Below are 13420 nucleotides of genomic sequence, written 5' to 3'. Positions count from 1 at the left end.
CCGATTGTTCAGATTATACTCTTTTTCCCTTCCTTTTGTAAAGCTACAGAACGGTGCAGACATATTGCTCTTTTTTCCTGCAGGCAGGTTTATTTGCCTTATTGCAGCCCACCCCGCCAATACCTTTTCTGAATTAACACTCAAGTTGTTTGGGGTCGTTCCACCACAAAACGGGGGCCTTCCTCCCCTGTTTTCCCGTTTGGCACAAAGCCGCATTTTTCCAATGCCCGGCAACAAGGGTGATTATGACAACCTGCTGCAGGGCATCGACAGCGGCGCAGTGACGCTGGAGCAGGTAAAAATCAATGCCTCCCACGTGGTCAGGACGGTCCGGGCGCTGACACAAGAATAAAACACAAAAACCTCTGCCAGACTGGATGTTTGCCTGGCAGAGGTTTTTTAATAAGTATTTAGGCAACACCGCACAATTCCCGCCTTACGGCTTAAGCACCGCTTCGGCGGCTGCGGCACGGCATCTGCGTTGCCAAAATGCTCGATAATGTCGGGTTGCGGTACCCGCATCGTGCTTCGGGGGCAAAAGCCCCTCACACTCTGCGACCGCTGCCCCTGCTTCGGTTCGCTGTTTCCGCCACTGGCGGCGCTCACCTTTGCAGCATCCAGTATTATCTGCGCTTTTGGCTTAGCAGCTGCCGCACCTCGCTCGCCGTATCGGCACTTAGAATTATGCGGTATTGCCTTTACTTTTCACGGTACTCCATCGGGGTTTGGCCAGTGACCTCCTGAAAAATCCGGCTGAAATAGTTACGCGTGCTAAAAGAAAGTGCAGCGGCAATGTCCTGCACGGTCTGGTTGGTGCTTTTCAGCAAAACCTTGGCGCGCTCAATCTTGGCAAATTTTATGTAATCTGTCACGCTCAAGCCCGTTTCTTCTTTGAATTTGTGGGTCATATAATATTCCGTATAGCCCACCAGCGCTGCAATATCTGCAGCGCGTATTTTTTTATCGAGATTCATCTCAATATAGTCCACGCACTTTTGTACCTGCTGGCTGAGATGCGGGTTGGTGCGGCATTTATGCACGCGCCGGACAAAGTCGTCATACATCATAAGGCCGAGCGGTTCAAGATCTTCCAATGTTTTTGCATTTTCAGCGGATTGGATGTAGCTGTCCCCCAGCGCGTAGGCTTCCTCCGGCGAAAGCCCGCCCTCGATGGCGGCACGGCATACCAGCGAGGTAAACACGATGATGCTGGTCTTGCTCTGGCGCAAAGCGTCATCGCTGCGCACCGGCACACCCGCGCTGATTCCCATACTGGCGGAAAGGGCCTGCCTGTAGTTCAAGTCACCGGTGCGCACCATCTGCAGAAGTCCCTGCTCTGCCATCCAGACCTTGTGGCGATCGTGAGCGGGCTGCTGCACTGCATTGCGCACCTGCGCCAAAAACTCGCTGTTGATGTCGCTGATCGCAAGGTGGTTGCCGGTCAGACAATAGTGCATCATCAGCGCGTAGCGGTGCAAGACCGTGCATTGCAGCACAGGGACGGTTTTCAACGCCTCGTACAGCTGCATGGTCCATGCCACGCTCGTTTCCAGACGGTTATAGTATTGCAGCCCCTGCTCAATCCCGCGCAGCGAAACATCCTGATAAAACACCGGCCCGATGACCCAGGCGCGTTTCAGCACACTGCCGTCCTTTTCAAAGGCAGCTGCCCATGTCATGCCAATGGCCGTGCCGAGCGTGACCGGCGTTGTGTGCCGGCTGCCGTAGTCCAGCATTTTTTTCTTGCAGCCGAATATCTCAAATGCGCCGGAGAGGAACCCCGCCTCCGGGCAGTTGCTCTGCAGCAGACTGCCATCGGCATTATAGCACCATGTATAAATGTTGCCGCCGCACTGGATCAGCTCAGAAAACAGCTCCATATTTTGAAAAACATCCATCGAACCACCCTCATTTTATGCCAGTATACCAAAAAAAGTGGCTGCCGTACAGACAACCACTGATATTTTTATGCGTTGGCGTATCCGCCCAGCGCCGCAAGGCTGGGCTTCGGGGTGCGCCCCATCGTTTCGCGGTTTACGGCAATCAGGCCAAAGTTCATAGCATAGCCCTTCTGCCACTCAAAGTTATCCATCAGGCTCCAGTGGAAGTATCCCTTGACCGGAATACCATCAGCGATGCAGTTTTGCACACCAGCCAATGCGGCCTCGATAAACGCCACGCGGCGGGTATCATCGGCGGTGGCAATGCCGTTTTCGGTCACGATCAGATCACCATGGAAATCCTGCGCCACCTTGCGGATTACATTTTCCAGTGCCTGCGGATAAAACTCGTAGTCCATCTGGGTCAGCTCGGCCCCCTGCGGTGCGGGCAACTGCCCATGCGCACCGTACAGCGTGCGAGTGTAGTTCTGCACGCCGAGGAAGTCATCCTCCTTAATATAAGGAAGATAGTGGGTGAACTCTTCCTCCCACGCAGCGGCGGCAAAGGCTTCACCGCCCGGCTGGGCCTGCAGGTCATGCAGCGAGAGGGTCAGACCGACCTTAACCTCAGGACAGATTGTCTTGATGGCCTCCCGCGCGGCGGCGTGAGCGCGTAGAACCAGCAGATCGCCCTCCGGCGTGCGCTCGCTGACGAAAATTTTCGGCTGCGGCGTACCGAACACGGCGGCGTTTTCAGCGGCAGCGTACTTCATATTCTCCATCATCTTCTGGAAGTTCATGCCCACCTGCACGCTGCCTTCGGCGGATTTGCCTGCATTGGCAGCAGCCTTGGCGGCCTGCTCTGCCATCAGGCGGAACCGCTTGGAGATAGCCGCCAGCTGCAGACCCATATTCGCCTCATTGATGGTGCAGACGATGTGAAGCTCACTGCCCAACTGCTCCATCACATAGCTGACATAGCGCTTGAAATATTCGACCGTGCTTTCAGCCTCCCAGCCGCCCTTGGCAATCAGCCATTTGGGGCTGGTGAAATGCAGCAGCGTCACAACGGGTTCCACACCGTGCGCCTTGCAGCAGGCAATGACCTTGCGGTAATGCTCGATCTCGGCAGGGTCAAACTTGCCCTCCTCCGGCTCGATGCGCGCCCACTCGATGGAGAAGCGGTAGGCGTTCAGGCCCGCATCGGCCAGCAGTTTAATGTCCTCCTCATACTTATTATAATGGTCGCAGGCAATGCCGCTCGGCTCGGTAAAGCTGGTGTGGGGCAGCTGCTCCTGCGCCCAGTAGTCGGAATGGATATTGTTACCCTCGACCTGATGGGCGGCAGTAGCCGCGCCGACAAAGAAACCTTTTTCAAATTTCTGCATAATTTTCTCCTTACCTGTGCTGTCTAAAGCAAATCAAGAAACTTCTGTACCTGTATCATAACATAACAAGCGCAAGCCACGAGGGCATTATTTAGCAAAGCAGGACAATATTCCGTGTTATTTGAAATAATGCGTGAATTTTTGTTCCTCATCTGCTGATTTTTATCCCCTGCTGCCGTTTTGCTTCTGGTATAGTGGTGTCAGTGAGAAAAATCACTGCGGAATTTTTAGGAGGAAAACAAAATGTTCAAAAAGAAACCCACTGCTTCAGAAGTTGACGGCGTACAATACCGCCGCGCCAAGCTTTGGCAAATCATCTGCTATGCCTGCAACGGTCTTGTCGGTATGAGCGTCTATTCCCTCATCGGCATGGCGAGTTATTCCGCCAGCATCGGCTACGGCATCACGACCGCTGCCGTCGGCATTATCCTGACCTGCTCCCGTATTCTGGACGGCATCACCGATCCCCTGCTTGCCTTTGTCTATGACCGCGTCAACACCAAGTTCGGCAAGCTGCGCATTTTGCTGGTTGCGGGCTATCTGATTGAGGCGCTCGCCCTCTACGGAATGTTCACCGGCTTCTCGTCCAAGGGTCTGGGCCTGCCGGTGTTTGCCCTGCTGTACATTGTCTACATCATCGGCTACACCATCACCAACATGACTGCGCAGACCATTCCCGCCATCATGACGAATGATCCGCGCCAGCGCCCGACCATCGGCGTATGGACAACCGCTTTCAACTATCTGGTGCCGATGGCAATGTCGATGATTTTCAATGTTGTGCTGCTGCCCAAATGCGGCGGCACCTACAACCAGGCCTTCCTGTCCGCTGCCTGCAATATGACGCTGCTTGCCGCGGGTATCGGCACCGCTTTGGTCTGTCTGGGCGTTTCTGCCTACGATAAGCCGGAAACCTTTGTCGGCACCAAAAAGTCCGAACCGCTGAAAATGTCCGACATTGTCGAGGTTCTCAAGCACAACAAACCCTTGCAGTGCTACATTGCCTCCAACGCTTCTGACAAGCTGGCACAGCAGGTGGCCAGCCAAGCCATCATCAACACGCTGTTCAACGGTATTTTGATCGGCAATATGGGTCTGGCCACCATTCTGACCGTCATCAGCATGGTGCCCTCCATCTTCTTTGCGGCGTTCGGTGCCAAGTATGTCGGCAAGCACGGCAGCAAAAACGGCATCGTCACTTGGACCTATGTCAGCATGACCATCACCGCCGTGCTGGTTCTGTTCTTCATCTTCGGCGACCCCACCCAGATCGGCGTTATGGGCAGCCCGTCCATGATCCTCTATGTGGTGCTGACCCTTTTGCAGAACGGCTCCAATATGTGCATCACCACCTCCAACACCTCTTACATGGCGGACGCCATCGACTACGAGCTGGATCGCAGCGGACGTTATATCCCCGCCGTTGTCTCCGGCACCTACAGCTTGGTCGATAAGCTCATTACCTCTTTTGCCGCCGTCATCGCCACCGGCGCCGTGGCGCTGCTGGGCTACACCACCACGATGCCCCAGCCCACCGACCCTTGCACAAGCGCGATTTTCTGGATGACGCTGAGCCTAAAGTTCGGTCTGCCGCTCATCGGCTGGGTCATTACGCTGGTTGCCATGCGCGAATGCCCGCTGACCAAGGAGGAAATGGTCAACGTCCAAAAGCGCATTGCCGAGAAAAAGGCTGCTGCGCAGTCTGAGTTCTATAAAAAACAGCTTCAGTAAGCCCATTAACCAAAGCCGAAAGGGTTTGCAGCCTTTTCGGTTCTTTGAAGTTAAAACCACCCATAAGGAGTCATTCTATGAGCAAAGCAATTCTGTTGAACACCGGTTGGACTTTTACCAAGGAAGGTCATGACGAGCCGGTCACCCTTCCCCACACTTGGAACGCTGTAGACGGTCAGGACGGCGGCAACGACTACTACCGCGGCACCTGCAGCTACACCCGTAACCTGGAGAAACCGGAGCTGTCCGATGGCGACCGCGCGGTTTTGCAGTTTGACGGCGTTGCTATGACTGCAGTTGTCAGCCTGAACGGGGAGAAAGTGGCCGAGCACAAAGGCGGCTACTCCACCTTCCGTGTGGACATCACCGATGCCCTACACGATGGTGCAAATGAGTTGATTGTTTCTGTTGACAACAGCGACAACGACACCGTCTACCCTCAGAAGGCCGACTTCACCTTCTACGGCGGCATTTACCGCGATGTAACGCTGCATGTTGTGCCCGCTGCACACTTTGCCCTTGCCGAAAACGGCGCTGTGCCCGTCAAGGTCACGCCTGCTGTGACGGACCTTGACGAGCGCCGCTGTGAGGTGACTGTTGAGGCGTTCGTTGTCGGCGCGCAGAGCGTCAACTTCACGCTTGACGGCCAGCAGACGAGCGCCACCGTCAAGGACGGCACCGCCAGAGCCGTGTTCACGCTGGAGCACGCCCGCCTGTGGGACGGTCTTGATGACCCGTATCTCTACACCGTAACTGCGCGGCTGGACAATGGTGAGACCGAGACCGCCCGCTTCGGCTGCCGCAAGTTTGAGATTGACCCGCAGAAGGGCTTCATTTTGAACGGCCACCCCTATCCCCTGCGCGGTGTCTCCCGCCATCAGGACCGCAAGGGTGCGGGTGTAGCCATCACCAAAGAGATGATGGAAGAGGATATGGCGCTGATTCTGGAGATGGGCGCCAACACCATCCGCCTTGCCCACTACCAGCACGCGCAGGCATTCTATGACCTGTGCGACGAAAAGGGTCTTGTCATCTGGGCCGAGATCCCCTACATCACGATGCATATGCACAACGGGCGCGCCAACACGCTGACCCAGATGGAAGAACTGATTGTTCAGAACTACAACCATCCCTGTATTGCCGTTTGGGGGCTGTCCAACGAAATTACTGCCGCATCGGCTGTCAATGAGGAGCTGTTGGAAAACCACCGCGCCCTGAATGATTTGGCGCACAAGCTCGACCCGACCCGCCCGACCACGATGGCGAATGTCTTTATGCTGGAGATTACCAGCCCGATTCTGGAAATCCCCGATGTGAACAGCTACAACCTGTATTTTGGCTGGTATCTGGGTGAACTGGACCAGAACGACGACTTTTTCGATACCTACCACGCCAAATATCCCGACCGCTGCATCGGTTTTTCGGAGTACGGCGCGGACGCAAACCCCGCCTACCAGAGCGCCCACCCCGAAAAGGGCGACTATACCGAAACCTACCAGTGCGTCTACCACGAGCACATGGCAAAAATGATTGCCGACCGCCCGTGGCTGTGGGCGACCCATGTCTGGAATATGTTCGACTTTGCTGCCGATGGCCGCGATGAGGGCGGCAAAAACGGCGAGAACCAGAAAGGACTTGTCACCTTTGACCGCAAAATCAAGAAGGACGCCTTCTACCTGTACAAGGCCTACTGGAGCAAGCAACCCTTTGTACATACCTGCGGCAGCCGCTATGTGGACCGCACGGAGGATGTGACCGAGGTCAGAGTATACTCCAACCTGCCGGAGGTTTCTCTGTACAAGGACGGGCACCTTGTCGAAGCAAAAAAAGGCGACAAAGTGTTTGTTTTCAATGTGCCCATCACCGGCAAGCACAGCATTGAGGCCCGCGCGGGGGCGTATTCCAGCGTGATTCTGGTCAACAAGGCTACAGAGCCGAATCCCGCCTACGCGATGTCCAACCGTCAGGTCGTGAACAACTGGTTTGACGGCGAGCTGGACGAAACCTGCTGGAGCGTCAAGGACAATATGGCCGCTGCCATGGCGGACGCCAAGGTGGGGCCTGTTTTGAAGGCCATCACCGACAAGGCGGCTGCCGCCCGCGGTGATGTAGCTGCCGCCGTCAAGGATAACCCGGCGCTGGTTGCCATGATGGAGCGCGCCATGCAGCGCATGACCGTGGAGGGAATGCTCAAGCAGGCCGGCGCAGATGCCGAGAGCATCAAGCAGCTGAACCGCGTTTTGCAGGGTATCAAAAAGGATGTGTAATACGGTGAAAACTTACTGCAACCCCTTGGATCTGGGCTACCGCTACCAGCACATGAAGGAGGGTGAGCGCGCCGCGGGCTTCCGCGAAGGCGCCGACCCGACGCTGGTGTACTTCAAGGGCAAATACTACCTGTTTGTTTCTATGTCGGCAGGGTTCTGGTACTCGGACGATCTGCTGCACTGGGACTTCCACGCCGACCCCGATCTGCTGATTTACGACTACGCACCCGATGTGCGCCAGGTCGGCGAGTATCTCTATTTTTCTGCCAGCCGCAAGGGGCGTAACTGCCCGATTCTGCGCACTGCCGACCCTCTGACCGAGCCGTTCACCGAGGTCAGCGCCCCGTTCGCCTTTTGGGATCCCGATATGTTCTGCGATGATGACGGGCGTGTATATTTTTACTGGGGCTGCTCCAACACCTCGCCCATCTGGGGCGTGGAGCTTGACCCCGATACCATGACGCCCATCGGAGAAAAGAAAGAACTGATTTTCGGGCGCGAAGAAGAACTGGGCTATGAGCGCCCCGGTAACAACGGGATTGTGGATAAAGAGGCAAGCGTGCTTTACAAAGCCATGAAGCCTTTCTATAACGAGGCAACCGGCAAGCTGGAGCTGCCGCCCCAGATGACGCAGATGCCGGGGCTGAACGCCGAGGCGCTGACCGCTATGTTCAACGCCGTCGGCAAGCCCTACATTGAGGGCGCGTTTATGACAAAGCACAACGGTACGTATTATCTGCAATACGCCTGCCCCGGCACCCAGTACAACACCTACGCCGATGGTGTGTACACCTCCAAGTCCCCGCTGGGACCGTTCACGCTGCAAGCGTCCAACCCGTTTTCCTCCAAGCCGGGCGGGTTTATGACCGGCGCAGGCCACGGCAGCACGATTGCCGACAAATACGGCAACTACTGGCACGCGTCCACGATGCGCATTTCGGTCAACCACGACTTTGAGCGTCGCGTGGGACTGTTTCCTGCCGGGTTTGACAAGGACGGCGTGCTGTTCTGCAACCAGAATTTTGCCGACTACCCGCACGAAATTCCGGCAGGTAAATTCGACGCCGCCAGCCAGCAGCCCAAGTGGATGCTGTTAAGCTACCGCAAGGCCGTGACGGCATCCTCCACCGCTGAGGGCAGCGACCCGGTGAATGCCGTGGACGAGGACTGCCGCCGATGGTGGAGCGCGGGCAGCGACCAGCCCGGCGAATGGCTGTGTGTGGATTTAGGCCGTGATTATGATGTCCGCGCGATTCAGGTCAACATGGCCGATGAAAAACTCGTCGTGGACTTCCCTGCCGGCAGCTACGGCGATGACCGCAAAACGCGGCATATCGAGACGCGCCTGCAGATTTCTTGCTATACCGTGGAAACCAGTCTTGACGGCGAGACCTGGACGCTGCGCGAGGATGTCGCCCGCGAATGCTCCAGCGGCTATTATGAGTATGCCAGCGGTATCCGTGCGCGGTATATTCGCGTGACGGGCGGTGCCCTCCCCTACGGCCAGACGCTGCGTGTAAGCGGGCTGCGGGTGTTCGGCGACGTCGAGGGCGACCGCCCTGCCCAAGCCGACGCCAAAGCCGTGCGCGTGGATGCGCTGGACGGCAAAATCAGCTGGCAGCACATCGAGAACGCGCAGGGCTGCAATGTGCGCTACGGCATTGCACCGGATAAGCTGTACCAGAGCTGGCTTGTCTATGATGCCGATGAGGTCACGCTTTCCACGCTGATGGCCGGGCAGACCTATTATGTCTGCGTGGACAGCTTCAACGAAAACGGCATCACAACGGGAAAAATCATCAAGATGGAGGGCTGAACCATGCCCACAAAGGCAGTCCAGCAATTTATGCTGGGAACCGTTTTAAGCAACGAAAACGAGGCACGGCAGACGCTTGCCGCCATGAAAGCCGCAGGCTATGACGGCATTGAGCTGTGCGGGTTTATGATCCACCCCATCGGCTTTATGGTGCGGCTGCTGACCAAGGCGGCGGGTATGCCCGTGGGCAAGGGCGGCAATCTCGACTGGCACGCTTTGGTCAAAGAAGCGGGGCTGCAGGTCGTCAGCCTGCACACCGATTTGGGCAGTCTGGAGCGCGATGCCAAAGCGGTGGCGGACGAAGCCAAAAGCTTTGGCACTAAGTATGTCGTTATTACCGGAATGTATCGCTTTGATTACGGCGATGAAGCCACGATGCACGACCTTGCCGCACGGCTGAACAAGGCGGGTGAGGCGCTGAAGGCCGATGGCGTGGAGCTTTTGTACCACAACCACAACTGTGAGCTGCGTCATGTCAACGCCGAAAAGCGTGCCTACGACATTTTGCTGGAGGAAACCGACCCGCAGTTCGTCAACTTTGAGTTTGACAGCTACTGGTTTACCGAGGGCGGCGCCAACGCCCTTGCGTGGATGCAGCGTCTGGGGACCCGCATGAAGCTGTGGCATATCAACGACCGCGGCACCCGCATTTCGGGCAGCGCCGTGACGCCGATTCTGAAAACCGACAGCATGGAGCTGGGTACCGGCAATATGGATCTCGACAGCCTGATGGCACAGGCGCTTACTATCGGCGTAGATGCCGTGATTTTGGAAAGCCACCGCAACTGGGTTGATAACTCCCCCATAAAGAGTTTGCAACTCAGCGCCGAATATCTCAAACAGCATGGCTAAACCGCAATCCCCTGCTCGAAAGGACAGGGGATTTGCTTTTCCTGCGTTGAAACTCGGTTTTTTGTGTGATATACTTAGGGCAGAAAATTGGAATTTGTGAAGGAAACGTATGAAATACTTATATTTGCATGGATTGGGGCAAAATGCCGACAGTTGGAACAAGGTGACAAGCGCAACAGAAGTGTCGGAAAATAGCGCATGCTTGGATTTAGCAGAAATGGTCAAAGGAAAAGTAGCAACATATTCCGCTCTCTACTCTGCTTTTTCAGAAATGTGTAACGCGGAAAATGAAGATATCATATTATGTGGTCTCTCTTTGGGCAGTGTATTGGCACTAAACTATGCGATAGACTATCCCCAAAAAGTAAAGGCACTGGTTTTGATTGCAGCGCAGTATAAGATGCCTGCGAGATTATTAAAGCTGCAAAATGCGCTGTTTCATTTTATGCCGCAGTCAATGTTTCAACAAACTGGATTTGGAAAACTCGATTTTATAAGTTTGTGTAGTACCATGGCAGAACTTGATTTTAGCGATTCGTTGAACCAAATCTCCTGCCCTGCATTGGTCGTTTGTGGAGAAAAAGACAAAGCTAACAAAAAAGCGTCAATCGAACTTACAGATATTCTGAAGTGTTCCCAATTCAAGGAAATTTCGGAAACAGGTCATGAAGTAAATTTGGAGTCCCCAGAAAAATTAGCATCCTTATTGCGGGAGTTTTATAAAAGTATCTGACAACTTCCAGTTTATCAAAAACAGCGCCTGCCCTGCCGTAAGTTTTACGGCAGGGCAGGCGCTTTCTTCTTATACTGTGTGCTTTCCGGGGGCAAGGGTAAACTTACGCCCATCGGGCAGGGTGACATCGGCGGTCAGATTGGCAGGGATCTCAAACTCATAGGTTACCACATCGCCGTCATACCGCCAGCCGCTTACAATGCGCCCGGCTGGGGAATCGTAGGTGGCTTTTGCCCAGTCCAGCGATTTGTCGGGCGTAGGTGCAATCGTCAGTGCGCCGTCCGTGTACCGGATGCCGCACACACCGCCGAACAGCCAGCCGCAGATGGCTCCGTAGCTGTAATGGTTCAGGGATTCGTGCGGCTTGCCGTTTTCGTCAATGCCCGTCCAGGTTTCCCAAACGGTCGTGGCGCCCTTGCCAACCTCATACAGCCAGCCGGGGGCGTCGGGCTGCAAAAGCAACTTGTAGGCAGTGTCCGCATAGCCGTATTTTGCCAGCACATCGCACAAAAATGGCGTGGACAAAAAGCCTGTGTTCAGGTGGTAGTCGTTCTCGGCAACCATCCGGTTCAGCGTTTCGGCGGCGGCTTTGCTTTCTTCCTCACCCAGCAGGGCAAAGGCAATGGCGCGGACATACTCACACTGGCGGTCAGAGTGGATCACGCCGTTCCCGGTAAACGCTGCACGGTAGGCTTTCACTGCGTTGGCGGCAGTATCGCGGTAGTTGGCAGCATCGTCCGCCTTGCCCAGTTCATCAGCTACTTCTGCCAGCAAGCGCCCAGAGTAGGCCAGATATGCCGTTCCCACGCTCTTGCGCGGGTTCATCATTGCCTGCATGGGAGTGATGCCCGGCTCGCACCATTCGCCGTAGTCCATGCCGTTTAAAACAGTGAACTTGGCGTAGTCACCGCCCTGCTGCTCATCGGTCGTCTGCTGTGCGCGCCCCAGCAAAAAAGCGTACCAGCGCTGCATCATCTCATAGTTGTCCGCCAGAATTTTGCGGTCACCCGTGCGCTTGTACATCGCATACGGCACCAAAATCGCCGCATCGCCCCACCCTGCCGACATGCAGAGCATCGGGGTCATATAGCCGGGACGGGCGTTCGGCGGGGCAATGTTTGCCATGCGACCGTCCGGGTACTGGTTCAGGCGGCACTCCGCCAGCCATTTTTCCGCCACGGGGTAGCAGTCCATCAGGGTCAAGCCGGTTTCAATAAACACGCCCATATCCCCTGTCCAGCCGGCACGTTCGCGGGTCGGGCAGTCGGTGGGGACATCGCAGAAGTTGCCCTTCTGGCTCCAGACGCTGTTCTTGACAAGCCGGTTCACCGCGTCATTTCCGCAGGTAAACGCGCCCGTCACCGCCATATCGGAGTAGACGGCGTAGGCAGTAAACACGGCATCGGTCAAATCGGCGTCGGTTTCGACCTTGGCGTAGCGGAAGCCCATAATGGTGAAGCTGGGCTTAAAGTGGTTTTTCCCCTCTTTACAGACAAGCTCCAGCATCTGGGCGGTGCCGCCCTCCTTGTGGCGGTTGCGGTCCTGAAAGTTTTCTTGGGTAAAGTTTCCGTTTTCGTCCAACGCTTCGCCGCAAGTCAGCTTGACCTTCTGTCCGGTGTGGGCGATCAGCGTTATCTCCACATAACCGGCGATATTCTGCCCAAAGTCCAGCACCGTCTCGCCGTTGGGCGTTTGCAGCAGCTTGCCGGGGAATGCTTCGTGTTCCAGAATCGGCACGGTATTCATACCGGTAATGGGCAGATCATCATGGTAGGTGCGCACACCGTGCCAGCCGGTCAGTTCGCCCTCAAGTTGTGCATTGTAGACCTCGCCCTGCTGCATATCGTTCTGACGAATAGGCCCGCATTGCGTTACCTGCATCGTGTCATCGGAAACGCAGACCGGTTTGCCGTCCACCTCCAGCTGAAACAGCACGCCCAGGGTATCACCGAACAAATCACGGTCGCCATCCACACCGCCCGTGCTGCGGTGCCAGCCATCACCGAGAGCGATTAAAAGCTCATTCTCGCCCTCGTGCAGCAGCGCGGTCACATCGTAGGTCTGCGCACCAAGATGCTTGTTCCCGGTAAAGCTGCCGGGGGCCAAAACCATATCACCAATGTGCTTTCCGTCCAGCCATGCCGCGTACAATCCCTTGGCCGTGATATACAGCCGTGCCTCGCCCTTGGACGCCGTGAAGCTTTTGCGCAGGTACGATGCCGGACGATGGGGCTTGTACGACTCGGCTGCACCCTTGCCCGCGGCTTCTTTTTCTGCCTGCTTGCGCTCCCAATTGGGGCGGGCAAAGGCGTTGATGGCATCGTCACCGGGGATGTCGATTGGCTCGGTCTCGGGGTCCACCCACTCCCCTACCCAGTCGCACTGTGCAAGGCCGGTCTCAAAGCGTGCCTCACTCCACGCGCCGGGGACATCGTTTTCATCCCACAGACGCACGCGCCAGCACCCGCTCACGCGGGAGCCGCCCACCGCCGGAACGTCAGCGTGCATGGCGGCGCCTTCCGTCTTGCCGCTGTGCCAAAGCATTTCACCGTTCGCGGTCAGTTGAATTTCATAGGCGGTCTGGCGCACGCCGTCAGCGCACTGCCAAGACAAAAACAGCGGCCCGGCATCAATACCGACAGGCGCTGTCAGATGGTTGGTTTTAAGGTTTATTGCTCGCATCGTCAAGGGACTCCTTTATATTGTATTACCTATATTATAAAGGAACCGTGCGAAGATGCGAACACAAAAAT

Annotated in this window: 9 protein-coding genes; 6 read left to right on the top strand and 3 right to left on the bottom strand. The window is 56.0% G+C overall.

The window, feature by feature from the left end; genetic code table 11:
- Positions 1-223: 223 nt before the first annotated feature.
- Positions 224-352 carry a hypothetical protein gene (locus PG062_RS11165; protein ID WP_270752342.1) on the top strand — a complete coding sequence of 43 codons (129 nt, stop codon included), beginning with the start codon at positions 224-226 and terminating at the stop codon, positions 350-352.
- Positions 353-698: 346 nt separating this feature from the next.
- Here PG062_RS11165 and PG062_RS11160 read toward each other — a convergent pair whose 3' ends face one another.
- Together PG062_RS11160 and PG062_RS11155 are read right to left on the bottom strand one after the other, a co-directional pair.
- On the bottom strand, positions 699-1898 hold the full coding sequence (locus PG062_RS11160) for a helix-turn-helix domain-containing protein (RefSeq protein WP_270752341.1): 1200 nt from the start codon (positions 1896-1898) through the stop codon (positions 699-701).
- A gap of 68 nt (positions 1899-1966) precedes the next feature.
- Positions 1967-3268, bottom strand: a complete 1302-nt coding sequence (locus PG062_RS11155) for a glycoside hydrolase family 1 protein (RefSeq protein ID WP_270752340.1) — start codon at positions 3266-3268, stop codon at positions 1967-1969.
- 243 nt (positions 3269-3511) lie between these two features.
- Here PG062_RS11155 and PG062_RS11150 point away from each other — a divergent pair, with 243 nt between their 5' ends.
- The 5 genes from PG062_RS11150 to PG062_RS11130 all read left to right on the top strand — a co-directional run bounded on the left by PG062_RS11150 (position 3512) and on the right by PG062_RS11130 (position 10667).
- Positions 3512-4999, top strand: a complete 1488-nt coding sequence (locus tag PG062_RS11150; protein WP_270752339.1) for an MFS transporter — start codon at positions 3512-3514, stop codon at positions 4997-4999.
- A gap of 77 nt (positions 5000-5076) precedes the next feature.
- Complete coding sequence (locus PG062_RS11145) at positions 5077-7266, top strand: glycoside hydrolase family 2 protein (protein ID WP_270752338.1); 2190 nt, start codon at positions 5077-5079, stop codon at positions 7264-7266.
- A gap of 4 nt (positions 7267-7270) precedes the next feature.
- Positions 7271-9082 carry a family 43 glycosylhydrolase gene (locus PG062_RS11140; RefSeq protein ID WP_270752337.1) on the top strand — a complete coding sequence of 604 codons (1812 nt, stop codon included), beginning with the start codon at positions 7271-7273 and terminating at the stop codon, positions 9080-9082.
- A gap of 3 nt (positions 9083-9085) precedes the next feature.
- Entirely contained in the window at positions 9086-9934 is an 849-nt protein-coding gene (locus PG062_RS11135) for a sugar phosphate isomerase/epimerase family protein (RefSeq protein WP_270752336.1), read from the top strand.
- 109 nt (positions 9935-10043) lie between these two features.
- Positions 10044-10667 carry an alpha/beta fold hydrolase gene (locus PG062_RS11130; RefSeq protein WP_270752335.1) on the top strand — a complete coding sequence of 208 codons (624 nt, stop codon included), beginning with the start codon at positions 10044-10046 and terminating at the stop codon, positions 10665-10667.
- 69 nt (positions 10668-10736) lie between these two features.
- Here the strand turns inward: PG062_RS11130 and PG062_RS11125 are convergent, their stop codons facing one another.
- Positions 10737-13349, bottom strand: a complete 2613-nt coding sequence (locus PG062_RS11125) for a family 78 glycoside hydrolase catalytic domain (protein WP_270752334.1) — start codon at positions 13347-13349, stop codon at positions 10737-10739.
- Between the last annotated feature and the right edge of the window lie 71 nt (positions 13350-13420).

Source organism: Gemmiger qucibialis (assembly GCF_027689445.1).
GTDB lineage: Bacteria > Bacillota > Clostridia > Oscillospirales > Ruminococcaceae > Gemmiger > Gemmiger qucibialis.
The sequence above is the reverse complement of the archived record's forward strand: the minus strand, read 5'-3'. Positions and strand labels throughout refer to the sequence as shown.